General features: G+C 70.1%; 29 protein-coding genes. 21 read left to right on the top strand and 8 right to left on the bottom strand.

The window, feature by feature from the left end; all coding sequences use genetic code 11:
- Positions 1–61: 61 nt before the first annotated feature.
- The 4 genes from petA (at position 62) to GY170_RS17290 (ending at position 3489) form a co-directional block, all read left to right on the top strand.
- A complete protein-coding gene (gene petA, locus GY170_RS17305; RefSeq protein WP_163895932.1) occupies positions 62–625 on the top strand; it encodes a ubiquinol-cytochrome c reductase iron-sulfur subunit in 564 nt (187 codons plus the stop codon).
- A 12-nt stretch (positions 626–637) separates the two neighbouring features.
- Complete coding sequence (locus tag GY170_RS17300) at positions 638–1981, top strand: cytochrome b (RefSeq protein ID WP_163895930.1); 1344 nt, start codon at positions 638–640, stop codon at positions 1979–1981.
- 14 nt (positions 1982–1995) lie between these two features.
- The gene (locus tag GY170_RS17295; RefSeq protein ID WP_163895928.1) at positions 1996–2865 is read left to right on the top strand and encodes a cytochrome c1; all 870 of its coding nucleotides are present in this window, start codon (positions 1996–1998) and stop codon (positions 2863–2865) included.
- Positions 2866–3072: 207 nt separating this feature from the next.
- Positions 3073–3489, top strand: a complete 417-nt coding sequence (locus GY170_RS17290) for a DUF7282 domain-containing protein (RefSeq protein WP_163895926.1) — start codon at positions 3073–3075, stop codon at positions 3487–3489.
- Between the two features lie 66 nt (positions 3490–3555).
- Here the strand turns inward: GY170_RS17290 and GY170_RS17285 are convergent, their stop codons facing one another.
- The 3 genes from GY170_RS17285 to GY170_RS17275 form a co-directional block, all read right to left on the bottom strand.
- Positions 3556–4020, bottom strand: a complete 465-nt coding sequence (locus GY170_RS17285; RefSeq protein WP_163895924.1) for a GNAT family N-acetyltransferase — start codon at positions 4018–4020, stop codon at positions 3556–3558.
- Positions 4017–4430, bottom strand: a complete 414-nt coding sequence (locus GY170_RS17280) for a DUF1810 domain-containing protein (RefSeq protein ID WP_163895922.1) — start codon at positions 4428–4430, stop codon at positions 4017–4019. Before GY170_RS17280 ends, GY170_RS17285 begins: the two co-directional genes overlap by 4 nt.
- 121 nt (positions 4431–4551) lie before the next feature.
- Positions 4552–5772 (bottom strand): argininosuccinate synthase, encoded by a 1221-nt coding sequence (locus GY170_RS17275; RefSeq protein ID WP_163895920.1) that lies wholly within the window; start codon positions 5770–5772, stop codon positions 4552–4554.
- A 158-nt stretch (positions 5773–5930) separates the two neighbouring features.
- Here GY170_RS17275 and GY170_RS17270 point away from each other — a divergent pair, with 158 nt between their 5' ends.
- Positions 5931–6683 (top strand): hypothetical protein, encoded by a 753-nt coding sequence (locus GY170_RS17270; RefSeq protein ID WP_167803334.1) that lies wholly within the window; start codon positions 5931–5933, stop codon positions 6681–6683.
- Here GY170_RS17270 and GY170_RS17265 read toward each other — a convergent pair.
- Positions 6680–7108 carry an NUDIX hydrolase gene (locus GY170_RS17265; protein ID WP_163895917.1) on the bottom strand — a complete coding sequence of 143 codons (429 nt, stop codon included), beginning with the start codon at positions 7106–7108 and terminating at the stop codon, positions 6680–6682. The genes GY170_RS17270 and GY170_RS17265 overlap by 4 nt on opposite strands.
- Positions 7109–7176: 68 nt before the next feature.
- Here GY170_RS17265 and hslO point away from each other — a divergent pair, with 68 nt between their 5' ends.
- The 7 genes from hslO (at position 7177) to GY170_RS17230 (ending at position 16109) form a co-directional block, all read left to right on the top strand.
- Complete coding sequence (gene hslO, locus GY170_RS17260) at positions 7177–8169, top strand: Hsp33 family molecular chaperone HslO (protein ID WP_163895915.1); 993 nt, start codon at positions 7177–7179, stop codon at positions 8167–8169.
- Complete coding sequence (locus GY170_RS17255; RefSeq protein ID WP_163895913.1) at positions 8162–8755, top strand: CoA pyrophosphatase; 594 nt, start codon at positions 8162–8164, stop codon at positions 8753–8755. Before hslO ends, GY170_RS17255 begins: the two co-directional genes overlap by 8 nt.
- Complete coding sequence (locus tag GY170_RS17250; RefSeq protein WP_163895911.1) at positions 8752–9891, top strand: CCA tRNA nucleotidyltransferase; 1140 nt, start codon at positions 8752–8754, stop codon at positions 9889–9891. The genes GY170_RS17255 and GY170_RS17250 overlap by 4 nt, the downstream gene beginning before the upstream one ends.
- Before the next feature lie 160 nt (positions 9892–10051).
- On the top strand, positions 10052–11914 hold the full coding sequence (locus GY170_RS17245) for an ABC transporter ATP-binding protein (protein ID WP_163895909.1): 1863 nt from the start codon (positions 10052–10054) through the stop codon (positions 11912–11914).
- A 13-nt stretch (positions 11915–11927) separates the two neighbouring features.
- Positions 11928–13823: an ABC transporter ATP-binding protein gene (locus tag GY170_RS17240; RefSeq protein ID WP_163895908.1), complete on the top strand. Its 1896-nt coding sequence runs from the start codon at positions 11928–11930 to the stop codon at positions 13821–13823.
- A gap of 484 nt (positions 13824–14307) precedes the next feature.
- On the top strand, positions 14308–15504 hold the full coding sequence (locus GY170_RS17235; RefSeq protein ID WP_163895906.1) for a class I SAM-dependent RNA methyltransferase: 1197 nt from the start codon (positions 14308–14310) through the stop codon (positions 15502–15504).
- A gap of 101 nt (positions 15505–15605) precedes the next feature.
- Complete coding sequence (locus tag GY170_RS17230) at positions 15606–16109, top strand: L,D-transpeptidase family protein (protein ID WP_203531366.1); 504 nt, start codon at positions 15606–15608, stop codon at positions 16107–16109.
- Positions 16110–16457: 348 nt separating this feature from the next.
- Here the strand turns inward: GY170_RS17230 and dalA are convergent, their stop codons facing one another.
- Entirely contained in the window at positions 16458–16964 is a 507-nt protein-coding gene (dalA, locus tag GY170_RS17225; protein ID WP_163895904.1) for a divisome-associated lipoprotein DalA, read from the bottom strand.
- Positions 16965–17149: 185 nt separating this feature from the next.
- On the opposite strand from dalA, the gene GY170_RS17220 reads away from it, so the two are divergent.
- Complete coding sequence (locus GY170_RS17220) at positions 17150–17755, top strand: L,D-transpeptidase (protein ID WP_163895902.1); 606 nt, start codon at positions 17150–17152, stop codon at positions 17753–17755.
- Positions 17756–17802: 47 nt separating this feature from the next.
- Positions 17803–18015, top strand: a complete 213-nt coding sequence (locus GY170_RS17215) for a hypothetical protein (protein WP_163895900.1) — start codon at positions 17803–17805, stop codon at positions 18013–18015.
- Positions 18016–18029: 14 nt separating this feature from the next.
- On the opposite strand, the gene hemH is transcribed toward GY170_RS17215, so the two are convergent.
- A complete protein-coding gene (gene hemH / locus GY170_RS17210) occupies positions 18030–19052 on the bottom strand; it encodes a ferrochelatase (RefSeq protein WP_163895899.1) in 1023 nt (340 codons plus the stop codon).
- 47 nt (positions 19053–19099) lie between these two features.
- Complete coding sequence (locus GY170_RS17205; RefSeq protein WP_163895897.1) at positions 19100–19927, bottom strand: methyltransferase domain-containing protein; 828 nt, start codon at positions 19925–19927, stop codon at positions 19100–19102.
- A gap of 18 nt (positions 19928–19945) precedes the next feature.
- Here GY170_RS17205 and GY170_RS17200 point away from each other — a divergent pair, with 18 nt between their 5' ends.
- From GY170_RS17200 to GY170_RS17185, 4 genes are read left to right on the top strand one after another with little or no spacing between them, the layout of a single operon-like run.
- Positions 19946–20677 (top strand): ComF family protein, encoded by a 732-nt coding sequence (locus GY170_RS17200; protein ID WP_235924241.1) that lies wholly within the window; start codon positions 19946–19948, stop codon positions 20675–20677.
- 31 nt (positions 20678–20708) lie between these two features.
- A complete protein-coding gene (grxC, locus tag GY170_RS17195) occupies positions 20709–20966 on the top strand; it encodes a glutaredoxin 3 (protein WP_163895895.1) in 258 nt (85 codons plus the stop codon).
- Positions 20963–21793, top strand: a complete 831-nt coding sequence (locus tag GY170_RS17190) for a carbon-nitrogen hydrolase family protein (RefSeq protein ID WP_163895893.1) — start codon at positions 20963–20965, stop codon at positions 21791–21793. Before grxC ends, GY170_RS17190 begins: the two co-directional genes overlap by 4 nt.
- Positions 21794–21803: 10 nt before the next feature.
- Entirely contained in the window at positions 21804–22244 is a 441-nt protein-coding gene (locus GY170_RS17185; RefSeq protein ID WP_163895891.1) for a MarR family winged helix-turn-helix transcriptional regulator, read from the top strand.
- A 442-nt stretch (positions 22245–22686) separates the two neighbouring features.
- Here the strand turns inward: GY170_RS17185 and ubiG are convergent, their stop codons facing one another.
- Positions 22687–23463: a bifunctional 2-polyprenyl-6-hydroxyphenol methylase/3-demethylubiquinol 3-O-methyltransferase UbiG gene (ubiG, locus tag GY170_RS17180; protein WP_163895889.1), complete on the bottom strand. Its 777-nt coding sequence runs from the start codon at positions 23461–23463 to the stop codon at positions 22687–22689.
- A gap of 53 nt (positions 23464–23516) precedes the next feature.
- Between ubiG and pip the strand changes: the two genes are divergently transcribed.
- The 3 genes from pip (at position 23517) to rimP (ending at position 26112) form a co-directional block, all read left to right on the top strand.
- Positions 23517–24488 carry a prolyl aminopeptidase gene (gene pip / locus GY170_RS17175; protein WP_163895888.1) on the top strand — a complete coding sequence of 324 codons (972 nt, stop codon included), beginning with the start codon at positions 23517–23519 and terminating at the stop codon, positions 24486–24488.
- 39 nt (positions 24489–24527) lie between these two features.
- Positions 24528–25313, top strand: a complete 786-nt coding sequence (locus tag GY170_RS17170) for an ABC transporter substrate-binding protein (RefSeq protein WP_163895886.1) — start codon at positions 24528–24530, stop codon at positions 25311–25313.
- 190 nt (positions 25314–25503) lie between these two features.
- Positions 25504–26112, top strand: a complete 609-nt coding sequence (gene rimP / locus GY170_RS17165; RefSeq protein WP_163895884.1) for a ribosome maturation factor RimP — start codon at positions 25504–25506, stop codon at positions 26110–26112.
- Positions 26113–26117 lie beyond the last annotated feature (5 nt).

Below are 26117 nucleotides of genomic sequence, written 5' to 3'. Positions count from 1 at the left end.
AAATCCGCCGCGGGACATGTGCGACGGGCGACCCGCGCCCCGACTCAAGGAGAGAAACCTCGTGTCACAAGCAGAGACGGCCCCAGAGGGCACGCGCCGCGATTTCATCTACTATGCCACCGCCGGCATGGCGACGGTGATGGCCGGTGCCGCGGTCTGGCCGCTGGTGAACCAGATGAACCCCTCCGCGGATGTGCAGGCTCTCGCCTCGATCCGCGTCGATGTCTCCGGCGTGCAGCGTGGCACGCAGCTGACGGTCCTCTGGCAGGGCAAGCCGGTCTTCATCCGGGCCCGCACCGATGAAGAGATTGCCGCGGCGCGCGATGTCGATGTCTCCGATCTCGTTGATCCCAATGCCGAGAACGCCAACCTGCCCGAAGGAGTTCCCGCCACCGACGAGAACCGCTCGATCAGCGAGGACAGCGTGTGGCTCGTGCAAATGGGTGTGTGCACCCATCTCGGCTGCGTGCCGCTCGGCGAGTCCGGTGATTTCGGCGGCTGGTTCTGCCCGTGCCACGGGTCGCACTACGACACCGCCGGCCGCATCCGCCGGGGCCCGGCGCCGCGCAACCTGCCCATTCCCGTCGCGGCCTTCGTGGACGAGACGACGCTGCAGCTCGGTTAAGGAGACGTCACGATGGCTGGTATTCCCCACGACCATTACGAACCTAAGGCCGGCGCGGCGAAGTGGCTGAACGGGCGCCTGCCCGTCATCGGCCTGCTCTACGACACGCTGATGATCCCCACGCCGAAGAACCTGAACTGGTGGTGGATCTGGGGCGTCGTCCTGGTCTTCGCGCTGGTGCTGCAGATCGCCACGGGCGTGGTGCTGGTGATGCACTACACCCCGCAGGTCGACCTGGCCTTCGCCTCCGTCGAGCACATCATGCGCAACGTGAATGGCGGCCACATGATCCGCTATTTCCACTCCAACGGCGCATCGCTGTTCTTCTTCGCCGTCTACATCCACATCTTCCGCGGCCTCTTCTACGGCTCGTACAAGACGCCCCGCGAGGTGACGTGGATCATCGGCATGCTGATCTACCTGTGCATGATGGCCACCGGCTTCATGGGCTACGTGCTGCCCTGGGGGCAGATGTCCTTCCACGGCACGGCGGTGATCACCGGCCTCTTCGGCGCCATTCCCTTCATCGGCGAGAGCCTGCAGACCTGGCTTCTCGGCGCCTCCGCCGTCGGCCAGCCGGCGCTCAACCGCTTCTTCTCGCTGCACTACCTGCTGCCCTTCGTGATCGCGGGCCTCGTCATCGTGCACGTCTGGGCCTTCCACTCGACGGGCAACAACAACCCGACGGGCGTTGAGGTGCGGCGCACCAGCAAGGAAGAGGCAGCGAAGGACACGCTGCCCTTCTGGCCCTACTTCGTGATCAAGGATCTCTTCGCGCTGACGCTGATCCTCGTCGTCTTCATGGCGATCGTCGGCTTCATGCCGAACTACCTCGGCCACCCCGACAACTACATCCCGGCCAACCCGCTCGCGACGCCGAGCCACATCGTGCCGGAATGGTACTTCCTGCCCTTCTACGCCATCCTGCGGGCCTTCACCGCGGATGTCTGGGTGGTGATGTTCGCCAACTGGATCTCCTTCGGCATCATCGACGCGAAGTTCTTCGGCGTGCTGGCGATGTTCGGCGCCATCCTCGTCATGGCCCTCGTGCCGTGGCTGGACACGTCGAACGTGCGCTCGGGCCGCTACCGGCCGATGTTCAAGTGGTGGTACCGCCTGCTGGTCGTCGACTTCATCGTACTGATGTGGGTCGGCTCCCAGGCGGCCGAGCCGCCCTACTCCACCATCGCGCTGATCGGCGCCACCTACTGGTTCGCCTACTTCCTGGTGATCCTGCCGCTGCTCGGCGTGTTCGAGAAGCCGACGACGCCGCCCGCAACGATCGAGGACGATTTCCGCGAGCACTACGGCGACGCCGAGACGCCGCCGCCCTACGTGGCCAAGCCGGCCGAGTGAGAAAGGACGACCCCATGCTCAAGACTCTCGCTCTGACCGCCGCTGTCGCGCTGGGCGCGCTGGCCCCCGTGGCCGCATCGGCCCAGCACGCCGAGACGCATATCGAGAACTTCTCCTTCTCCTACGAGGGGCCGTTCGGCACGTTCGACCAGAACCAGCTGCAGCGCGGCCTGCAGATCTACACCGAGATCTGCGCCGCCTGTCACGGGATGGAATACGTCGCCTACCGCACTCTGGCCGAAGAGGGCGGCCCCGGCCTGCCCGAAGACCAGATGCGCGCCTATGCGCAGCAGTTCGAGGTGTTCGACGAAAGCCTCGCCGACGGGCAGGGCGACTATCGCACCGCCACCCCGGCCGACTACTTCCCGGAATCCTCGCTCTCCAACGCGCCGGACCTCAGCCTGATGGGCAAGGCCCGCGCCGGCTTCCACGGCCCCTACGGCACCGGCCTCAACCAGCTCTTCAACGGCATGGGCGGCGGCGAGTACATCGCCTCGCTCCTCGTCGGCTACGAGGAGCCGCCGGAATGCGCGCCCGAGGATTTCGAGGGTTACTACAACACCGCCTTCGATGCCGGCGGCTACCCGGCCAGCTGCATCGACGAGGACGGCCACCACATGGCTCCGGGCTCGTGGATCGCGATGCCGCAGCCGCTCTACGGGGAAGACATCGTCTTCAACGACGGGCACTCCAACGAGCTGCACGAAGAAGCGAAGGACGTCGCCGCCTTCATCATGTGGGCGTCCGAGCCGCACATGGCGGCGCGCAAGCAGGCCGGCTTCGCCGGTGTCATCGGCCTCTCCGTCCTCGCCGTGCTGCTGTACCTGACCAACAAGCGCCTCTGGGCCCCGCACAAGCATCACAAGCGCCGCGACGAGGACTGATCCTCTCACGCCAGGCAAGAGATGCAGGGGGGCGCCTTCGGGCGCCCCTTTCGCGTTCGGGCCGTCTTCCGCCTGACGGAGCCCCTGACGGGAATGTCAGGGCGCGTGACCCGGGAGGGTGAGCCCGAATGCTCCGGGCCGCCGTTGCTTGCAGTAGGCGCGGCCAGACGGGGCGCGCCGGTTCAACAGTATCGAGGACATCGTCTTATGCTCAATCGTTTCTCCGCCCCCGCCGCAGCTGCCGCCCTCCTTCTCGCCTCCGCCGCCTCCGCCCAGGACATGACCCCCATGGTCGAGGCGATGGATCAGGATGTCTCCAACGGCGTCGTCAGCGCCAGCATGGTCACGGCGGCCGAGAATGGCTGGCTGGTCGTGCACCGTACCGATGCCGAGATGGCGCCGGGCCCGGTTGTCGGCCACGCCCCGATCCGCGTCGGAGAGACGATGGATGTCGCCGCGATCCTGACCGAAGAGGTCATGCCCGGCGAGATGCTGATGCTCATGGTCCACAGCGAGGCCGGCGGCATGGAGACAGGCATCTTCGAGTACACGCTCGGTGCCACCGAGGACGGCCCTGTTCGCGTCGACGACGAGCTGGTGATGCAGGTCATCACCACGCAGTAAGCGATGCGTGACGGTTCACGAAAGGGCGGTGCCGGCGACGGCGCCGCCCTTTTCGATGCGCGGGCGTCAGATGCCCCGCATCATCTCCACCTCGCCGTCCACCACCCGCCCGGTGCGGGTGAAGCCGTGGGCGAGGTAGAAGGGCTCGGCATTGCCCGGGATGTCGGTGAAGGTCAGCGCCACCCGCGGCAGGCCCCAGTCGCGCGCGACGGAGAAGACCTCCCCCAGAGCCGCGCGCCCATAGCCCTTGCCCTGATGTTCCTCCGCGATCATCAGCCGCCAGACGAAGGCGGCCTCTCGGTCATCCTCTGGCTCGAGCTCTGGGTAGGTGCGCGGATCGACCATGGCGAGCAGGCCGACGGCCGTGTCGCCATCCCACAGCCCCCAGACATGGGTGCCCGGCGGCTCGTAGGCCTGCTGGGCCAGCGTGACCGCCGTCTCGGCGACCAGCTGGCGCTGCGCGGGAGCGACCTTTAGCGCCATCAGCGCCCGCAGGTCGGCGCGGACGACGGGGCGCCGCGTCAGGCTCACGCCAGCGCGTCCAGCGTCAGCGGGTCCCGCGTGCCGTCATAGAAGCGCAGGAGGATCTGGCTGAAGACGGCCGGCGCCCCCGGCACCGTCTCGAACAGGGTCATGGAGGAGCGGAGCTTGAGCGCATCCACCGGGCCCATCAGCCGCTCGGGATTGGTCTCTCCGGAGGAGAGCGCCAGCTCCGCCGCCTTCTGCAGGCGCGGGCCGAGCACGGGGTGGGCGAGGTAGGCGGCGGCCTCCTCCGGGCCCGCGAGGCCGTAGTGCTGCGCCATGGGGGAGCGCCCGAGGGAGGCGAGCTGCGGGAAGACGTACCACATCCAGTGGCTGCGCTTGCGCCCCGCCGCCAGCTCCTCCTGCACGTCGGGCCACACCCTGTCCTGTGCCTCGACGAAGTCCGACAGCTCGGCCATGGCCCCTCCGTTTTTTGATGCGCCCCTCGTGCTTCCTCGAAAGACGGCGGGGCCGAAGGCGGGGGGCAAGCCCCCCTGTTGCCTTCTCAATCTAGCGCGCCGGGCTGGCCGGCGCCAAGCCTCAGCCGCGCCGCTTGCGCGTCGCCAGCAGTTTCAGGCGCAGCGCGTTGAGCCGGATGAAGCCCTGCGCGTCGGTCTGGTCGTAGGCGCCGGCGTCCTCCTCGAAGGTCACGTGGGCCTCGGAGTAGAGCGACTGCTCCGACCAGCGGGCGACGGTGCGCACGGAGCCCTTGTAGAGCTTCAGCCGCACGGTGCCGGAGACCCGCTCCTGACTCTTGTCGATCGCGGCCTGCAGCATCTCGCGCTCGGGGGAGAACCAGAAGCCGTTGTAGATCAGCTCCGCGTAGCGGGGCATCAGGCTGTCCTTGAGGTGCCCCGAGCCGCTGTCGAGCGTGATCTGCTCGATGCCGCGATGCGCCTCCAGCAGGATTGTGCCGCCGGGTGTCTCGTAGATGCCGCGGGACTTCATGCCGACGAAGCGGTTCTCGACGAGGTCGAGGATGCCGATGCCGTGCTTGCCGCCGAGCTCGTTGAGCTTCGTCAGGATCGTGGCGGGCGACATGGCCTCGCCGTCGATCGCTACGGCGTCGCCCTTCTCGAAGGTGATCTCCACCATTTCGGGCGCGTCCGGCGCGTCCTCCGGGCGGGTGATGCGCTGGAGCACGTAATCCGGCGCTTCTTCGGCCGGGTCCTCCAGCACGCGGCCCTCGGAGGAGGTGTGCAGGAGGTTGGCATCGACGGAGAACGGTGCCTCGCCGCGCTTGTTCTTGGCGATGGGGATCTGGTGCTGCTCGGCGAACTCGATGAGCTTGGTGCGGGAGGTCAGATCCCACAGCCGCCACGGCGCGATGACCTTGATGTCCGGGTTCAGCGCGTAGGCGGCCAGCTCGAAACGGACCTGGTCGTTGCCCTTGCCGGTGGCGCCGTGGGCGATGGCATCGGCGCCCGTCTCCTCGGCGATCTCGACGAGCCGCTTGGAGATCAGCGGCCGGGCGATGGAGGTGCCGAGCAGGTACTGCCCCTCGTAGAGGGCGTTGGCGCGGAACATCGGGTTGACGAAGTCACGCACGAATTCCTCGCGCACGTCCTCGATGTAGATGTTCTCCGGCTTGATGCCGAGCAGCTCGGCCTTCGCGCGCGCCGGTTCCAGCTCCTCGCCCTGGCCGAGATCGGCGGTGAAGGTGACGACCTCGCAGCCATACTCCGTCTGGAGCCATTTGAGGATGATCGAGGTGTCGAGCCCGCCGGAATAGGCGAGCACCACTTTCTTGGGCGCGGACATGGAGCCTCCGTTGATCAGACGCACGCGGCGTAAGGGGTTTTCCGGGCTTGGGCAAGCGGGCGGCTTGACCCCCCCGCCCCCGGCGGCAAGTCTGGCCCCCGGTCAGCAGCCCCGTCTGCGACCCCTCTGCCGGCCTGGAGAACGATATGGCGATCCGAATGATCCTTCACGCGGTGGGGCTCCTTCTGCGCAACATCGTGCCGGCGCTGAAGGTCGCGCTCGTGCCGATGGCGCTGTTCTGGCTGGTGACGGCGGCTCTTTCCGGCGCGATGGGGATGTACGGGATGGGGCTGTGGGCGATGGGCTTCGGCGGGAGCGGCGGACTTGCCGGATCCGTCATGGGCTCGTCAGCGGGGCTCATCTTCGGGGTCCTGTCGCTCGTTTTCGAGGCATGGATCGGCGTGAACTGGTTTCGCTGGATCTTCCGGGAAGAGCAGCCCGGCTGGTTGCCCGCCTTCGACTGGTCGCTGATTTCCGGCTACATGTGGCAGCTCTTCCTGCTGGGGATCCTCTTTCTCGTCCTGCAGTTCCTGTATGACGCCGCCATCGTGCCGCTCGTGCCCTACGACATGCTCGGGCCGCTCGGGTTTGTCCTCGACGTGGTCGTCGTCGCCGGTGCCATGGCGTGGGGACGGCTGCGCCTCTCGGTGGTCCTGCCGGCCGCTGCGCTCGGCCGGCCGCTCACTCTCGCCGACGCGTGGCAGGAGACGCGGCCGCAGCGCTTCGCCCTGATCGGCGTGGCCGTCGCCGGCGCGCTCGGCTCGCTCGCCCTCATTGTCGCACCGGTCTTGCTGCCCGCGGGGTTCGGGTTCGTCAGCCTGTCTCTCGTGTCGGCCCTGTCCCAGATGATGTCGCTGGCCATGGTGGCGACGCTCTACGGCGTCGCCGTCGAAGGCCGGCGGCTGCGCTAGGCCCGCTCCTGCAGGCCGGCCACCACGAAGCGGTCGACGGGCGAGCCGAGGAGGTCGGCCGCCAGCTCCGGCGCCATCCAGACGGGCTCATGGTCCGGCTCCGTCGGCGGGCCGAGGCGGAGGACGGGGCGGGCGACGTAGATGTGGCAGATCTTCTCGGCCCACCAGCCGTAATCGGGCATGAAGACGAAGCGGCGGAAGGCGCCGATCCGGCGGGGCGCGGCGATGCGCCAGCCGGTTTCCTCCATCACCTCGCGGTGCAGCGCCTGCAGGGGCGACTCGCCGGGGTCGATGCCGCCGCCGGGCAGCAGAAACTCCTCCGTCCGCGTCAGGAGCAGCGCCCCGCCCCGCGGCAGCACCGCGTAGGCGCCGGGCCGGGCGCGGTAGGTCTGGGCGGGGTCCACCCGTTCGCCCAATCTGCGCATGGCCTTTATCCCTTCATCCGCCACCCCTATATGGGGGGCCGTATACCCACATTGGCCAAGGAAAGCCCATGACCCTCGGCGCCCGCATCGCCTGGGACGACACCGTCCTGCCGTTCCAGCTCGACATTCCCGACATCCGTGGCCGCGTCGCCCGGCTCGACGGCGTGCTCGACGACCTGCTCTCCCAGCACGACTACCCGCCGCTGGTTGAGAGCCTCGTCGCCGAGGTCGCGCTGATCACCGCGCTCATCGGCGAGAGCGTCAAGCTGCGCTGGAAGCTCTCCGTGCAGGTGCGCGGCGACGGGCCGGTGCGTATCCTCGCCGCCGATTACTACGCGCCGGAGGAGCCGGGCGGCCGCGCCCGCATGCGCGCCTGGGCCTCCTACGATGCCGAGCGGCTGAACACCGTGGCCGACGCCTTCGGGCAGATCGGCAAGGGCTACTTCGCCGTGCTGATCGACCAGGGCGAGGGCACGCATCCCTATCAGGGCATCACACCCTTGGCCGGCGGCTCCCTCGCCGCCTGCGCCAGCACCTACTTCGCCCAGTCGGAGCAGCTGCCCACGCGCTTCTCCCTCGCCTGGGGCCGCGAGGAGGCGGAGGACGACATCCGCGCCGGCGGCGTCATGCTCCAGCACATGCCCAAGGCCTCGCCCTTCGCCAAGGGGGACGCGACCAATGCCGACGGCCTGCTGCGCGCGGAAGATCTCGTCGCCCCCAACGAGGATGCGGCGGAGGACTGGCGGCGCGTGAACATCCTGCTCGATTCCGTCGAGGTGGATGAGCTGGTCGGGCCGGAGGTGGCGCCGACGGACCTTCTGGTGCGGCTCTTCCACGAGGAGAACCCGCGCGTCTTCGACCCGCAGGCGATCCGCTTCGGCTGCTCCTGCTCGGCGGACAAGGTGCGCCAGTCGCTCTCCATCTACTCCGCCAAGGACATCGGTCACATGACGACCGAGGAGGGGATCGTGACGGCCGATTGCCAGTTCTGCGGCGCCCATTACGAGTTCGCCCCCGAGACGCTTGGCTTCGAGGCGACCGATCCGCCTCGCGATGAGTGACCTGCGGGGCAGACTGACGAGGGCTCTGGAGCGGGCCGCCGGCGGCGGCTCCTCCGATTTCGACCTGAACCCGAAGCTGAGGCCCGAGGGGCGCAAGCTCCGCCAGGCCGGGGTGCTGATCGGGGTGGAGGATGCCGGCCGTGGCCCGCAGGTGATCCTCACCAAGCGCGCTTCGCACCTGCGCCACCACCCCGGCCAGATCGCCTTTCCCGGCGGCAAGGTGGAGCCGGTGGACAGCGGCCCGGTCGATGCCGCCCTCCGCGAGGCGGAGGAGGAGATCGGCCTGCCCGCTGCCCATGTCGAGGTGCTCGGCACCTTCCCCAGCCACGAGACCGTCACCGCCTTCGCCGTCACCCCCGTGCTGGCGCTGGTGGAGCCGGGCTTCCCCGAGCGCCCCGAGGCGGGCGAGGTGGAGGAGATATTCCGCGTCCCCCTCGCGCACCTGCTTGAGCCGGCGAACTACCGTATCGAGGGCCGCCGCTGGCAGGGCATCGCCCGCCGCTACTATGCCGTGCCCTATGGGCCCTATTACATCTGGGGCGCCACGGCGCGGATGCTGCGCGGGCTGGCGGAGGTGATGCGGTGAAGCTGCAGGCGGAGTGGCTGGAGAGCCCGGCGGCGCAGGCCGTGACCGGGATGCTTGAGGCCGGGGGCCACCAGGCGCTCTTCGTCGGCGGCTGCGTGCGCAACGCGCTGATGGGGCTGGCGCCGGGCGATCTCGACCTCGCCACCGACGCGCGGCCCCGGCGGGTGACGGAGCTGGCGAAGGCGGCGGGGATCAAGGCCGTGCCGACGGGGATCGAGCACGGCACAGTGACGCTCGTCGTCGAGGGCGAGCCCCTGGAGGTGACGACCTTCCGCGCCGATGTCGAGACGGACGGGCGCCATGCCATCGTGCGCTTCTCCACCGACGTGGCGGAGGATGCGGCGCGCCGCGACTTCACGATGAACGCCCTCTATGCCCGCTCGGACGGCGAGCTGCTCGACCCGCTCGGTGGTCTGCCGGACCTTCAGGCCCGGCGCGTCCGCTTCATTGGCGAGGCGCCGCAGCGGATCGCGGAGGACGCCCTGCGCATCCTGCGCTTCTTCCGCTTCACCGCGTGGTACGGCGACCCGGCGGAGGGGATCGACACCGAGGGACTCGCCGCCTGCGCGGAGGCGGGCGAGATGCTGGAGCACCTCTCCCGCGAGCGGATCGGCCACGAGATGATGCGCCTCCTCGCGGCGGCGGACCCGGCGCCGGCCCTCGCCTCCATGCAGGCCTCCGGCCTTCTGGCGCGGGTGCTGCCGGGGGCGGAGGCGCTGGCCATCGCGCCGCTCGTCCATGCCGAGGCGGCGCTCGGCCTCGCCCCCGACGCGGTGCGCCGCCTCGCGGCGCTGGGGGGCGAGTCCCCCTTCGAGCGATTCCGCCTCTCCAAGGCGGCGGCGAAGCGGACCGAGGCCCTGCGACAGGCTGTCGCCTCCCCCCAGGGCCCCGCCGAGCTCGGCTACCGGCTGGGCGCGGAGGACGGCGCCTCCGCCCTTGCCCTCCGCGGCGCGGGGCCGGAGGCGCTGGAGCCGCTAAGGCGCGGAGCGGGCGCCGAATTTCCCGTGATGGCGGCGGATCTGAAGCCGGAGTTCGAGGGCCCGGCGCTGGGGCAGAGGCTGCGGGAGCTGGAGCGGCTGTGGGTGGAGTCGGGCTTCACGCTGGGCCGGGAGGCGCTGCTCGATTTGAAGGGGTGACATTCTCGTTGTCGTCGGATAGAGGAAGGGCACCCATTCAGGAGGCTACGATGAGAAACGGGATCCCAATCGACCAGGCTTGACCGGTCCGATCCCGTTTGGGTGGCCCGGCAGACCGCCCCTTCTTCTCATTGCTGACCCCTACTTCAGGCCTCCTGCCATGTTTTCTGCATTCTTCCGCTTTTTCGAAAACCTCGTCGATCCCTACACCCCCTACGACGAGACCGACCATCCGCCGCGCAAGCTGTTCTCGTTCATCTACGAGTACGCCAAGCCGTTCCGGAAGGTCTTCATCGCCACGGCGATCTTCTCGATCCTCGCCGCGATCGTCGAGCTCTGGCTGATCGGCTACATGGGGCGTCTCGTCGACCTGCTCGATCTGGGGCCCGAGGGCTTCTGGGCCGAGCACGGCGTCGAGATGATCCTCGTCGCCATCTTCCTGCTGACGGTGCGGCCTGCCGTGCAGATCGTCGGCATGGCGCTTTTGCACAACACCGTCATGGTCAACTTCGGCACGCTGATCCGCTGGCGGAGCCATCGGCACGTGCTGCGGCAATCCGTCGGCTGGTTCGAGAACGACTTCGCCGGCCGCATCGCCGGGCGCATCATGCAGACGCCGCCCGCGGCGAACGAGGTGGTCTTCCAGCTCTTCGACGCCATCGCCTATGCCATCGCCTATCTCATCGGCTCCGCCGTGCTGCTCGGCGATGCCGACCCGCGGCTGATCCTGCCGCTGCTGATCTGGGCGGCGCTCTACGCCTTCCTCATGCAATGGGTGATCCGGCGGATCGAGCCGGCCTCCAAGGCCTCCTCCGACGCGCGCTCGCAGCTCACCGGCCGCGTGGTGGACAGCTACACCAACATCCACTCGGTGAAGATGTTCGCCCACAATGCCCGCGAGATCGACTATGCGCGCGAGGCCATCGAGGAGACGCGCCAGACCGTCCGCAAGGAGATGCGGCTCTACACGCTGATGGATCTCGGCCTGACGGTGCTGAACGGCTACCTCATTGTCGCCGTCGCCGGCTGGGCCATCGCGCTCTGGCTGCAGGGCGCGGCGAGCCCCGGTGTCGTTGCCGCCGCCGTGGCGCTCGTGCTGCGGCTCAACGCCATGTCCGGCTGGATCATGTGGGCCGTGTCGAACTTCTTCCAGAACCTCGGCGTCGTGTCCGAGGGGATGGAGACGATCGCTCAGCCCGTGACCCTCGTCGACAGGCCGCAGTCGCGCGACCTCGCCCTCGGCAACGGCCGGATCGAGGTGGAGGGGCTCACCCACCACTACGGTCGCAAGACGGGCGGGCTGCAGGACGTGTCGCTGACGGTCGAGCCGGGCGAGAAGGTCGGCCTCGTCGGCCGCTCCGGCGCCGGCAAGTCGACGCTCGTCAAGCTGCTGCTGCGCTTCTACGACGCCGAGGCCGGCCGCATCCTGATCGACGGGCAGGACATCTCGACGCTGACGCAGGACAGCCTGCGCCGCGCCATCGGCGTGGTGCAGCAGGACAGCTCGCTCCTTCACCGCTCCGTCCGCGACAACATCCTCTACGGCAATCCCGAGGCCTCCGAAGAGCAGATGATCGAGGCGGCAAGGCGCGCCGAGGCGCATGAGTTCATCCAGCGCCTGCAGGACAACAAGGGCCTGACCGGCTACGATGCGCTTGTCGGCGAGAGGGGCGTCAAATTGTCCGGAGGCCAGCGGCAACGGATCACGCTTGCCCGCGTTATGCTCAAGGACGCGCCCATTCTGGTGCTCGACGAGGCGACCTCCGCGCTCGATTCAGAGGTGGAAGCCGCCATTCAGGACACCCTTTACGGGATGATGGAAGGCAAGACCGTGATCGCCATCGCGCACCGGCTCTCCACCATCGCGCAGATGGACCGGATCGTCGTGATGGATCACGGGCGCGTCGTCGAGGACGGGAGCCATCAGGCGCTTCTGGACAAGGGCGGCATCTATGCCGGCCTCTGGGCCCGCCAGTCGGGCGGCTTCCTCGGCGAGGGAGACGAGGTCGAGGCGGCGGAATGAAAGGCGTGACGGGATGAGCGAGGCCAGCGGGCAGCAGGTGGGGCACAGGGTCGACCTTACGACCCTGCGGGAGAAGATCGAACGGCCCTTCGATTACGAGGCCCCGGCCAGCTCCCCGCCGCCCCGCACGCCGCTCGCCTTCATCCGCTGGTCGCTCAATGGGGCGGGGGGCGTGTTGCTCATCGCCTCCGCCCTTTCCTTCGTCGCCGGCACGACGGAGGTGCTGGCCGCCTATCTCCTCGGCTCGATCATCGATTCCACCGATCAGACGGGGCCGGCGCAGTTCTTCTCCGACAACGGCGTGCTGCTGGCGCTGGTCGCCGCGTTCTTCGTGCTGGCCCGGCCCATTGCGCTGGGGCTCAACTCGCTGAGCCAGACGGTGATGATGGCGCCGAACATCTTCAACCTCGTGCTGGGGCGGCTCTTCCGCTACACGCTCGGCCATTCCGTCAACTTCTTCGACAATGACTTCGCCGGCCGCATCGCCCAGAAGGAAATGCAGGCCGCGCGCGCCGTGTCGGATCTGGCGAACGATTTCGTCAACACGGTGATCTTCGCCCTCTCCTCCTTCATCGGCGCGCTGGCGATGCTGGGGCTGATCGGCGGCTGGACAGTCGTCGCGCTGCTCGTCTGGCTGGGCGGCTACCTGTGGCTGCTGATCCATTACATCCCCCGCATCCGCAAGACGGCGAAGGACCGGGCCGAGAGCCGGGCCCGCGTGACGGGGCAGGTGGTCGACACGATCACCAACATCAAGACGGTCAAGCTCTTCGCGCACAGCGAGTACGAGGATCGTGCCGCGCTCGGCGCCCTGCGCCGCTTCCGGCAGGACCAGCTGGCCTTCGGCCATGTCTCCACCTCCTTCCGCTTCTGGCTGATGACACTGGCCGGCACGCTGCCGGTGCTGCTGGTCGGCATCCCCCTCTATCTGTGGAGCCAGGGGCAGGCGAGCACCGGGCAGATCGTCGCCGCCGGCGCCATCGCGCTGCGCCTCGCGCAAATGACCGGCTGGGTCAGCTTCACGCTGATGCAGATGTATTCCAACCTCGGCGAGGTGGAGGACGCGGTGGACACGCTCACCCCCGAGTGGCGCCTGCAGGATGCCCCCGACGCGGTGGAGCTGGAGCCGGCGCGCGAGATCCTCTTTGACGACGTGACCTACACCTACGGCGGCGGCTCCGGCGGCATCCGCGACCTGACGCTGCGCATCGCCCCCGGCGAGAAGGTCGGCGTCGTGGGTGCCTCCGGCGCCGGCAAGTCGACGCTCGTGGCGCTGCTCCTGCGGCTCTACGATGCCGAGGAGGGCGCGATCCGCGTCGGCGGGCAGGACATCTCGAAGGTCACGCAGGAGAGCCTGCGCAAGCAGATCGGGATGGTCACGCAGGAGACCTCCATGTTCAACCGGACGGCTCGGGAGAACATCGGCTACGGCCGCCCCGAGGCCAGCCAGGCGGAGATCGAGGATGCCGCGGCGCGCGCCGAGGCCCACGACTTCATCGGAGAGCTGCGGGATTTCCGGGGCCGGCAGGGCTACGACGCCTTCCTCGGCGAGCGGGGCGTGAAGCTCTCCGGAGGGCAGCGGCAGAGGATCTCGCTGGCGCGGGCGCTGCTGAAGGACGCCCCGATCCTGGTGCTGGACGAGGCGACGTCGGCGCTGGACTCCGAGGTCGAGGCGCAGATCCTCGAGGCGCTGGAGGAGGCGATGGAGGGCAAGACGGTTCTGGCCATCGCGCACCGCCTCTCCACCCTCTCCTCGATGGACCGGATCGTGGTGATGCACGACGGCCGTATCGTGGAGGAGGGCACGCACCACGACCTCCTCGCGCAGGACGGCCTCTACGCCCGCTACTGGAAGCGCCAGTCGGGCGGCTTCATTGGCACCGACGGAGGCCAGGAGGCGGCGGAGTAAGGGGAGGGCGGCGGCTCCTTCCGTAGGGTGGGTTTCCAACCCACCTCCCTCTGGCCACCCGCGCACGCCATCCGCAGGGGAGGGGACGGCCATTCGCCTCGTCGGTAGGCGGGACCTTTCCTCCCGCGCCCTCCTGCCACTCGCGCACACACCCGCAGGCGCAGGGCGAGCGCCGGCACGTGGGGTGGCGCTCCGACAATTCCGCGGCAGCGCTTTATGGCGCCACTACATCCCCGCTCCGAGCTCCGCGCCAACGTCACCGGAGCGCCAGCCCACGGGACGGGCCGGCGCTCGCCCTGCGCCTTTGGCGCGCACCGGGCGGGGGACAAAGCGGCGACGTTGGCGCAGAGGGGGGTAGGAGGCCCAAGCGGCGGAGAAAGTCGGCAACGGCGGAACAGCGCGTGGGCCTGCTGTCCGCCAAGCCGGGCCCCCCAACGCCCCTCCCGCTTGACTTCCCGCCCCGGTTGCCCGACGTCCCGCCGCCATGGCGCTCCGCATCGAAACGCTCACGCTGACCGGCCAGGGCCGGGCCGAGGACGGCTCGCTCCATCCCCGCGTCCTGCCCGGCGAGCTGGTCGAGCCGGGCGAGGGGACACCGCGCATCCTCGAGCCCTCCGCCACCCGCGTCTCCCCGCCCTGCCGGCACTTCCGCACCTGCGGCGGCTGCGCCATGCAGCACGCCTCCGACCCCTTCGTCGCCGACTGGAAGCGCGGCATCGTCGAGAAGGCACTCGCCGCGCAGGGGATCGAGGCCGAGGTGACGGGGCCGGAGACCTCTCCACCCCGCTCCCGCCGCCGTGCCCGCTTCTCCGGGCGGCGGACGAAGGGCGGCGCGCTCGTCGGCTTCCACATGCGCGCCTCGGACCAGATCACCGCCATACCGGACTGCCAGCTCGTGACCGAGCGCCTGCGCGCCACACTCCCGGCGCTGGAGGCGCTGACGGTGCTCGCCGCCTCCCGCAAGAGCGAGGTGGCGCTGACGGTCACCGATTCGCTTGCCGGTCCGGAGGTGCTGGTGGAGGGCGGCCGGCCGCTGGACCGGGACCTGCGGATGGAGCTGCCCGCCCTCGCCGCCGCGCATGAGCTCTCCCGCATCGCCTGGGGCGACGAGGTGGTGGCGGAGCTCTCCGCCCCCGCGCAGGCCATGGGCCGCGCCCGCGTCTCCCCGCCGCCCGGCGCCTTCCTGCAGGCGACGGCCGAGGGGGAGGCAGCGCTGCGGGCCGAGGTGGAGGCCGCGACGCAGGGCGCGCGCCGCATTGTCGACCTCTTCGCCGGCTGCGGCACCTTCACGCTGCCGCTCGCCGAGCGGGCGGAGGTGCATGCCGTCGAGGGCGACGCCGCCATGCTGCGCGCGCTGGACGCCGGCTGGCGCGGCCCGCCGGGGCTGCACCGGGTGACGACCGAGGCGCGGGACCTCTTCCGCCGCCCCCTCCTGCCCGACGAGCTGGCGCGCTTCGATGCCGCTGTGATCGACCCGCCCCGCGCCGGGGCGGAGGCGCAGATCGCCGAGATCGCGGCGTCCACGCTCTCCACGGTGGCCCTCGTCTCCTGCAACCCCGTCACCTTCGCGCGGGATGCCGCCCGGCTCACCGCCGCCGGCTTCACGCTCGGCCCGGTGCGGGTGGTCGACCAGTTCCGCTGGTCCTCCCATGTGGAGCTGGCGACACGGGCGACCCGCTGAACCGCGCCGCTCACGAAGCCGCGATTTGGACAGCCCCCGTCAGGCGCTGTAAAGAACCGGGAGAGCAAGAGACCGGAAAATCCGGCGCGAGAGGCAGACGAATGATCAACCGACGCACCTTCCTGGCCGCGTCAGCCGCGGCGGGGCTCACCGGCCTCGCCGGCTGCGCGACCAGCAAGTTCAGGACGTATGACGGCCCGGCCGTGACGCAGCTTCTGGCGGCGAAGAGCCAGCGGCGGCTCTATCTTCTGCATTACAACAAGGCCTTGGCCGTCTACGACTTCCAGCTCGGCTTCACGCCGCAGGGGCACAAGCAGTTCGAGGGGGACGGGCGCACGCCCGAGGGCGCCTACTACATCAACCGCCGCAATCCCGAGAGCCGCTATCACCTGTCGATCGGCATCTCCTACCCCAACAGCGCCGACCGCGCTTTCGCCGAATCGATGGGGCGCTCGCCGGGGGGTGACATCTTCATCCACGGCACGCCGAAGGAATTCGACGGCAAGGCGGACTGGACGGCCGGCTGCATCGCCGTGTCGGACCGGGAGATCGAGGACATCTACGCGATGGTCAACGACGGCACGCCGATCCTGCTGACGTCCTGAGGGGCGGGTGTGCCGGGCTGAAGCCCGGCCTACGAGGCACCCCAATCGGCGCCACGGTCGAGCTTTGCCCCGCCCGGTACGCGCCAAAGGCGCAGGGCGAGCGCCTGCCCGTCCCGGCGGGCTGGCGCTCTGGCTGGGCTTGGCGCTTAGCTCACGGCGGGGAGGGCTTTGGCGCGCATGAAGCGCACCGCGGGACTGACGGTGCGCCATCCCACGGGCAGGCGCTCGCCCCGCGCCTGAGAGGGACGGCCCGGTTGCGGGCGGGGAAGGGGCGACCACGACGGGCATTCCCCTGATCCGGGAGCTCCCCGGCAGCCATTCAGCGCTCAGAAGATCGACGCCGGCCCGTCAGTTCCCCAGAACCAGCGTCCACCAGAGCTTGCCCGAGGGCTCCTGGAACCACGCCAGCCCGATCCGGGTGGCGCGGGGCGACAGGAGAACCTCGCGCGTCTCCGGGGCCTCGGCCCAGGCGGCGAGGGTCTCCAGCTCCGTCTCGTAGCTCTCGGAGATCGCCTCTCCGACGAGGCCGCCGCTGTAGCCCACGCGGTTCAGCCGGTCGAGCGGCGAGGAGCCATCGGAGCCGAAGTGCCACGGGCGGTTTTGCAGGGCCATGTCGCGCGAATGGGTCGCGGCGGCGGCGTTGAGGGCGGCGTCGAGCTGCACCGCCCCGGCACCGGCCGCCTGGCGCAGCGTGTTGAGCCCGTCGAGGAAGCGGAACGGGATCCCGGCCTCCACCTCGGGCGTGATGTCGTAGATCTGCGGCGGCGGCAGGCCGTCGGGCCCGACGTTGCTGGGCCGCCCGCAGGCGGCCAGAGCGAGGGCGGGCAGGGCGAGCGCGAAGGTCCGGCGCTGCATGAGGCGTCTCCAAAAGCTGTCCCGGCTCCTTAGCGCGGGGCGCGGGGCTGTTCAAATCCCGCATCGGCGGCGGATGGCCGAGCCGAGCCTCACATTGCGGTGATGCCACGCGCGGACGTTTACGCTTCGGCCCGCGAGGGAGTATGACCGCTCCCGAGCAGCCAAGATCCGCAAAGGAGCCGCCCATGGGCAAGCTTTCCGCCCCCCGACTGTCGCGCCGCCTCTTCATCGCCTCCGCCGCCTCGGCCGCGGGGACCGCCGCGATGGCGCAGAGCACCACGATGCAGAACTCGACGATCATCGAGGGCGATATCAGCCAAAGCGTGTCGCGCAACGTCTCCAGCTTCCGCACGCTGAACTGGCAGGATTACTTCGACAGCACCGTGCCGGCGGCGATCCTCGTCGATATCCGCAGCCGGGCGCTGCACTTCTGGAACGCCGACCAGAGCATCTACCGCCTCTACCCCACCTCCGTGCCCGCGTCGGAAGAACTGACGCGTCGCGGCAATTGCGAGGTGACGCAGAAGGTCGTCGCCCCGACGTGGCGCCCCACGCCGTCGATGCTGGAGCGCAACCCCGAGTGGCCGGCAGTGGTGGAGGGCGGTGACCCGACCAACCCGCTGGGGCCCTTCGCGCTCTACCTGTCGTGGCAGTATTACCGGATCCACGGCACGCATGACACGCGCAAGATCGGGCGCCCCAGCTCCAACGGCTGCATCGGGCTCTACAACGAGCATATCGAGGAGCTGTTCAGCCTGACGCCCGTGGGCACCAAGGTGATCTTGATCTGAGCGGAGCGAGCGCGCAGGGTGCCCCCGCATTCAGAGGGGAATTGCCGATGACACGCCTGATCCTTGCCGCCGCCATCTCCGCCGGCCTCGCCCTGCCCGCCATGGCGCAGGAGGTTGCGCCCGAGGCGCCGCCGCAGGTGGTGGAGGCGACGGCCGGCTTCGCCGGGCAGACCCGGCCGCTGCTCTACATGCTCGCCGGCGCCGTCGCCCTGATCCTCGTCGCCGCCAGCAGCGACAGCTCGAGCGACGGCGGCGAGTAAAAGGGCGGCGACGACTAGAGGGTCCAGCCGGCGAGGTTGGTCTCAATCAGGCGGGTGAGCACGGCCATGTGCTCCTCCCCCGCGTTCAGGCAGGGGATGTAGGTGAAGCGCTCGCCGCCCGCATGGGTGAAGCTCTCCTGGATCTCGCCCTGGATCTCCTCCAGCGTCTCGATGCAGTCCGACGAGAAGGCGGGCGCGATGACGGCGACGCGCTTGTTGCCCGCCTCGGCCTGCCGAGCGACCTCTTCCACCGTGTAGGGCTGCAGCCACGATTCCGGGCCGAACTTCGACTGGAAGGTCGTCTTGATCTTCGTTTCGTCCCAGCCGAGCGCCTCGCGCAGGCGCCGCGTCGTCTTGTGGCACTGGCAATGGTAGGGGTCGCCTTCGCGCAGGTAGCGCTCCGGCAGGCCGTGGTAGGAGCACAGCAGGATGTCGACATCCTCCGCCAGCCCCGCCCGGACGGAGTTCGCGAGAGCGGCGATGTAATCGTCCTCGTCGAAATAGGGCGGCACGATGCGCAGCGTCGGCTGCCACTTCTCCTTCATCAGGCCGCGGAACAGCTCGTCATTGGCGGTGGCGACCGTCGCCCCGGCGTAATGCGGGTAGAGCGGGAAGAAGAGCAGCCGCGAGCACCCCGCCTCCACCATCCGCCGCAGGACGGAGCGGGTGGAGGGGTTGCCGTAGCGCATGGCGAACTCGACCATCACCTTGTCGCCGTAACGGCCCTCGGCCCACTCGGCTACGGCCGCCGTCTGCGCCTTGGTGATCGTCATCAGCGGGCTCTCGTTGGCCTCGTTGTTCCAGATCATCCGGTAGTTGGCGCCGCTCTTCGACGGGCGGCGGGCGAGGATCGGCCCCTGCAGGATCGGCTGCCAGAGCCACGCGGGGTAGTCGACGACGCGCTTGTCCGAGAGGAACTCCGACAGGTAGCGCCGCATCGGCCAGTAATCGGGGCTGTCCGGCGTGCCGAGATTGGCGAGCAGAATGCCGGTTTTCTCCGAAGGGATCCTCGGATGATCGGGGGGGAGCTGGTGCATGGGGTGCCTCCTGTCGCGCATTCAATACGCGCGACGGCGGTGAAGGATCAATTGTCGGGCCGGTCTTTCGGCGCGGCATTCCGCGCCTCGCGCAGCGCGTCCTCCAGCCGGGTGGTGGCGGAGCCGGGGCGCAGGGGCTGCGGCTGGTCGGGCGCGGGGGCCCATGCGGTGAGGGTGATGAGCTCGAACCGAGCGGTGATCCGCCCCTCGTCATCCGCCCCTGCCTGCAGGAGGGCGGCGGCGCGGGCGAAGACCTCCCGCCGGGTCGGGCGGCGCAGGCGCTGGGCCAGCGCGTTGCCCTCGCCCATGGCCCGCAGGTCCCCCATCAGCGCGAGGGCGGAGGGGTAGGAGACGGGCAGGGGCGTCAGGTCCGCCACCGGCAGGGCGAGCCCGGCCCGCTGGAGGAGCGCGCCGGCCTGCCGCACCTCCGCCATCGGCAGCACGCGGGGCGAGGCGCCGCCGGTGACGGCCGCCTCCGCCTCCGCGAGAGCGGCGCGGAGGGTGGCGAGCGTCTCGCCGCCGAAGAAGGTGGCGATGAAGAGGCCATCGGGCTTCAGCGCGCGGGCGCACTGGATGATCTGGCCGAGCGGATCGTCGGCCCAGTGCAGGGACAGGGCGTGGATGACGAGGTCATGGGAGCCCTCGGTGAGATCCAGCGTCTCCCGATCGGGGATCAGCTTGGCGCCGGGCAGGCGCGCGGCCCAGAGATCCGGCCAGGGCGTCACCACCGCGGGGGACGTAAAGGCCCTGTTAACCTCGATGAGCCTTTCCTGAACGTCGTCGGCCGCCGCCTCCTGCAGGAAGAGGGCCGGGTTGCGCGCCGCGCGGGCGCGCTGGCGGGCGAGGGCGGCACGGTCTGTGAGGGCCTGGCTCATGGAGAGGGAGATGCGGTGATGGCGGGCGGGATGCAAGCCTTGGCGCGGCTGATCTACCCGCCGGCCTGCGTCTCCTGCGGGGCGCTGGTGGAGAATGACTTCGCCCTCTGCCCCGCCTGCTGGCCCGAGGCGCACATGATCTCCGGCCTCGTCTGCGACGTCTGCGGCCTGCCCCTGCCGGGGGAGGAGCCGGAGGGTGTCGCCGTGCAGTGCGACGCCTGCCTCGCCGCGCCGCGCCCCTGGGTGCGCGGGCGCTCGGTGCTGCTCTACCGCGACATCGGCGCGCGGCTGGCGGTGGCCTTCAAGGCCTACGACCGGGCGGAGCTGGCCCGCCCCTTCGGCGCCTGGATGGCGCGGGCCGCCGCGCCGCTGGAGCCGGAGGGCGCGCTCGTCGTGCCGGTGCCGCTGCACTGGCGGCGGCTCTGGGCGCGGCGCTACAATCAGGCGGCGCTGCTGGCGCAGGCGGTGGGCCGCGAGCTCGGGCTGCAGGTGGCGCCGGACGCGCTCACCCGCCCCGCCCCCACCGCCAAGCTGGAGGGGCTGGGGCGCGCGGCGCGGGAGGGCGTCCTCGCCGGCGCCATCTCCCCGCACCCCTGCCGCGCCGCCCCGGTGCGCGGCCGCCGGGTCCTGCTGGTGGACGATGTGCTGACCACCGGCGCCACGCTCGCCGCCTCCAGCACCGCCCTCCTCGCCGCCGGCGCGACGGAAGTCTGCACGCTCACGCTGGCCCGAACGGCAAAGGATGCCTAAGTTACCCTCCAACCCCTGATTGGAGGCCTTCATGACCCAAGTCGAAATCTACACCTCCCCCACCTGCGGCTACTGCCACGCCGCCAAGCGCCTGCTGAGCCAGAAGGGCGTCAGCTACTCCGAGGTGGATGTCGTCGCCAATCCCGAGCGCCGGGCCGAGATGGTGCAGCGCGCCAATGGCGGGCGCACCGTGCCGCAGATCTTCATCGGCGACACGCATGTCGGCGGCTGCGACGATCTCTACGCGCTGGACAGCGCCGGCAAGCTCGACGCGCTGCTCGCCGCGTGAGGGCGGCGCTCTGCCAGATGTGCTCCTCCGACGACCCGGGGGAGAACCTCGCCGCCGCCCGCGCCATGATCGCCGAGGCGGCGGCCGGCGGTGCGCAGCTCGTCTGTACGCCGGAGGTGACCAACTGCGTCTCCACCTCCCGGACCCAGCAGGAGGAGGTGCTGCGGCTGGAGGAGGACGATCCCGTCCTCGCCGGCCTGCGCGAGGCGGCGCGCGAGGCGGGCGTCTGGCTCGCCATCGGCTCGCTGGCGCTGAAGACACGCGACGCCGATGGCCGCTTCGCCAATCGCTCGTTCCTCATCTCGCCGGAGGGGGAGATCGCGGCGCGCTACGACAAGATCCACATGTTCGACGTGCAGGTCTCCGAGACCGAGACCTACCGTGAGAGCGCCGGCTACCGCCCCGGCGGGCAGGCGGTGGTGGCTCAGACGCCGCTGGCGACGCTGGGCCTGACCATCTGCTACGACGTGCGCTTCCCCCACCTGCACCGGGCGCTGGGCAAGGCGGGGGCGGAGGTGCTTCTGGTGCCCTCCGCTTTTTCCCCCGGCACCGGGCCGGGCCACTGGGAGGTGCTGCTGCGCGCCCGCGCCATCGAGACGGGCGCCTTCGTCCTCGCCGCGGCGCAGACGGGGGAGCACAGCCTGAGCCAGGGTCGACCGCGCCGCAGCTACGGCCATTCGCTGGCCGTGGCGCCCTGGGGAGAGGTGCTGCTGGATGCGGGGGAGGAGGCGGGCGTGTTCCTCGTCGATCTCGACCTCGGCAAGGTGGCGGAGGCGCGCGGCAGGCTGCCGGCGCTGAGCCATGACCGCGGCTTCGACGGCCCCTGATGAGCGCCCGATGAGCACGGCCACCGAGAACCTCGCCATCGCGCTGATCAGCGAGATCCTGACGGTCGACCAGCTCAGCCGCGCGCAGCTGACCAAGGTGCTGCCGAAGGGGATGGAGCTGTCGCAGTTCTCGGTGCTCAACCACCTCGCGACCCACGGCGGGGAGCGCACGCCGGCGCAGCTGGCGAAGACGTTTCACCTGACGCGCGGGGCGATGACGAACACGCTCTCGAAGCTGGAGTGGAACGGCTGGGTCCATGTCCGCCCGGACTGGGACGACGCCCGCCGCAAGCTCGTCTCCCTCTCCCCTGCAGGACGGGTGGCGCGCGACGCCGCGGTGGCGGCCATCGTGCCCCTGATGGCGGACATCACGCGGCGCGTGGGCGAGGAGAAGGTGCGCCAGCTGTTGCCGGTGTTGCGGGACCTGCGGGTGAAGCTGTCGGAGAGTTGAGGGGGGGGTGCAGGGCTGAAGCCCGGCCTGCGGGGCGCCGCCCGCGTCTTGTTCCCTAAGGCACGCCGATCGGAGCCTTGCCGGAGAGCCACGCCGCCGCTTTTCCCCCGCCCGGTGCGCGCCAAAGGCGCAGGGCGAGCGCCTGCCCGTCCCGACGGGCTGGCGCTCTGGTGGGGCCTGGTGCTCAGCGGGCAGCGGGGAGGGACTTGGCGGGCATAAAGCGCGAAGTAGCGCCGTCGGAGCGCCACCCCACGGGCAGGCGCTCGCCCTGCGCCTGCGACCGACGTGCGGTGGGGAGAGGGGAAGGTGGGTTGGAAACCCACCCTACGGGGGCGGAGCGGTTCCTGATGTATGCCCGTGGGGTGCAAGCACTGTGCCTGAGGATGCGAGGCGTAGGGTGCGTGCTCGTCACGCACCGTCTCCGAGACTCCTCCGCCTCGCGCTAAACCTCCGCAGCAGGCGCCCGCGCTGCAGTGACGTAGTTCACCGAGAGGTCCCGGCCCGAGAGGCGCCATTGCCAGCTCAGCGGGTTAAAGACCATGCCCGTGCGGTCCACCGGCTCCATGCCCGCGCCGCGCAGGAGATCGTAGAGCTCGTCCGGCGTGATGAACTTTCGCCAGTCGTGCGTCCCCTTCGGCAGCCAGCGCATCACGTGCTCGGCGCCCACGATCCCCATCATGAAACTCTTGGGGTTGCGGTTGAGCGTCGAGCAGATGTGCAGGCCGCCGGGCTTCAACAGCGCGCGGCAGGCGGTGAGGTAGCTCGCCGGGTCGGGCACGTGCTCGACCACCTCCATGTTGAGGACGACGTCGAAGAGCTCGCCCGCCTCCGCCAGCGCCTCCGCCGTGTTCACCCGGTAGTCGATCTGCAAGCCCGACTGCTCCGCGTGCAGCTGCGCGACGGGGATGTTCCGCGCCGCCGGGTCCACGCCCACGACGTCGGCGCCGAGCCGCGCCATCGGCTCGCAGAGGAGGCCGCCGCCGCAGCCGATGTCGAGCAGGCGCAGACCCTCGAAGGGCCGCTCCGTGCCGAGGTCGCGGCCGAACTCGGCGGCGATCTGGGTGGTCACGTAATCCAGCCGCACCGGCTGGAGCATGTGGAGCGGCTTGAACTTGCCCTCCGGATCCCACCACTCGGCGGCCATCGCCTCGAACTTGGCGAGCTCGGCCGGGTCGGTCGCGGTGGACGTGACGGCGCCGTGGCCTTCGGAGTGCGTCATATGTTCTCCTTCCCCCGTGGTGCGGGCTGCGCGAGCGTTATATAGGCTACGTCATGGACAGGACAGCGGTTCACAAGCGCGCCGGCGCGCATCTGTATCCCCCGGTCGAGCCCTTCGACTCGCGGATGCTGGAGGTCGGCGACGGCCATACGCTCTACGTCGAGCAATGCGGCAACCCCGCCGGCCTGCCGGTGGTGGTGCTCCACGGCGGGCCGGGCGGCGGATGCTCCCCCGCCATGCGCCGCTACTTCGACCCGAAGAAATACCGGATCGTCCTCTTCGACCAGCGCGGCTGCGGCCGCTCTCGCCCCCATGCCAGCGTCGAGGCCAACACGACATGGCACCTCGTCGCGGATATCGAGCGTATCCGCGAGGTGCTGGGCATCGAGGCGTGGATGGTCTTCGGTGGCTCCTGGGGCGCGGCGCTGGGGCTAATCTACGCGCAGACGCATCCCGAGCACGTGCGCTCCATCGTGCTGCGCGGCGTCTTCCTGATGAGCCAGCGGGAGCTCGACTGGTTCTACGGCGGTGGCGCCGGGCAGTTCTGGCCCGACCTCTGGGCGCGCTTCACGGCGCCGATCCCCGAGGAGGAGCGCGGCGACATGATCGCCGCCTATGCCGAGCGGCTCTTCTCCGGCGACCCGGCGGTGGAGCTGCGCCATGCTCGCGCCTGGGCGGAGTGGGAGAATGCCCTCGCCTCGATCGACAACGACGGGCCGGGCGGCGAGAGCCCGGCGGATTACGCCCGCGCCTTTGCACGGCTGGAGAATCACTACTTCCACCACAAGGGCTTCCTGAGCGAGGAGCAGCAGGTTCTGAACCGGCTGGACCGGATTGCCGACATCCCCGGCGTGATCGTGCAGGGCCGCTACGACATGATCTGCCCGCCGCACTCCGCCTTCCAGCTCGCCGCCGGCTGGCCGAATGCGCGGCTGGTCATGGTCCCCCGCGCCGGGCACGCCCTGTCGGAGCCGGGGATCAGCGCCGAGCTGATCCGCGCCACCGACCGCCTCTCGGAGAGCTGACTTGCCGCGCGCGCCCGAGCCTCTAGTGTCAGGCGCAGCATGAGCCAGAGACGATTCACCAGACGTGGCCTTCTACGCACCGGCGCCGCCGCCGGGCTGATGGTGGCGACGGGGCAGGCCCTCGCCGCCCAGTCGCGCGGCGGCGTGCTGCGCATGGCCCTGCCGGCGGACGCGCTGGAGCTGGTGGCTCGCCGCGCCGCCTACGATTGCCTGACGGAGATCGCCGCCGGCGGCGAACTGATCGGCGAACTGGCCGAAAGCTGGGAGCCGTCGGAGGGCGCGCGGGCCTGGGCCATCGCGCTTCGCCGCGGCGCCCGATTCGACGGAGATGTGCCGGTGACGGCGGAGGATGTCCTCCGCAGCCTCGCGGGCAGCCCCCTCGCGCCGGCCATCGCCGGGATGGAGGCGCCCACCGCGCATCGCGTGACGATCCACCTCCACGCGCCTGACCCGAACCTGCCCTTCCGCCTCGCCGACCCGGCTCTGGCCGTCACCGGCCCGGAGGGGGAGGGCAGCGGGCTCTATCGGATCGCGGCGGGGGAGGAGGGCCCCACGCTGCTGCTGCGCCAGCCCGGCCACTACAAGGACGGCCGCGCCGGCTGGTTCGACCGGGTGGAGCTGATGGCGGTGGAAGAGGACGCGGCCCGCGCCGAGATGCTGGAGGCCGGCCTCGTGGACGCCGCCTGCCGCACGGCGGAAGAGGGGCTGCGCATCGCCATCGCGGCGCCCGCTACGCCGGGCCGCGCCCTTGCCCGGCCCGCCGCCTCCGACGGCACGCTGGCCGGCGACGACGGGCGCATTGCCGAGCGGTGGTGGTTCGCCTGAGGGGACGCTCGCCGCTCCCTTGCGGGCGCGTCTCGCTCCGCCGCCCCGTCACTGCTCTTGCCAAGGCCGGCCCTTCCGCCTATATCGCCCTCAACAGCGGCGCTCCGGTCTCCACCCCCGGCGCACCACCGGAAGCTTCCGACGGGCCGCTGGCCCGTTTTTTTGTGTCCGAACGCCGGAGCACCCCGCCATGTCCGATCTCGTCGCCAAGGCCGCCATCGACCAGCGCATCGCCTCCATCGTCCGCCCCGTCATCGAGGATCTGGGCTTCGAGCTGGTGCGCGTGCGCCTGCAGGGCGGCAAGAACCCGGTGCTGCAGATCATGGCGCAGAAGCCCGACGGCTCCATCGAGGTCGACGACTGCGCGCAGATCTCGCTCGCCGTCTCCGCCGTGCTCGACGTGGAGGACCCGATTCTCGAGGCCTACGCGCTGGAGGTCTCCTCCCCCGGCATCGACCGGCCGCTGACCCGGCTGAAGGATTTCGACCAGTGGCAGGGCCATGACGCGAAGCTGGAGACGGCCGAGCTGATCGACGGTCGCAAGCGCTTCCGCGGCATCCTGCAGGGCACCGAGGGCTCGGAGGTGCTGATCGAGATCGAGGAGGGCACCATCGGCCTGCAGTTCGACTGGCTGACGGATGCCAAGCTCGTGCTGACGGACGAGCTCATCCGCGAGGTGCTCAAGGGCCGCAAGGATCAGGGCCTCATCGACGAGGCCCAGTACGACGAGGTCGAGACCGTGCTCGACGATGACGATGACGCCCAGGGGAACAAGCCCCGGGCGCAGAACCAGGAGTAAGCCGT

Origin of the sequence: Pseudoroseicyclus tamaricis (assembly GCF_012070395.1) — a bacterium.
GTDB classification, from domain to species: domain Bacteria; phylum Pseudomonadota; class Alphaproteobacteria; order Rhodobacterales; family Rhodobacteraceae; genus Pseudoroseicyclus_A; species Pseudoroseicyclus_A tamaricis.
This window is presented reverse-complemented; position numbering and strand designations above follow the sequence as displayed.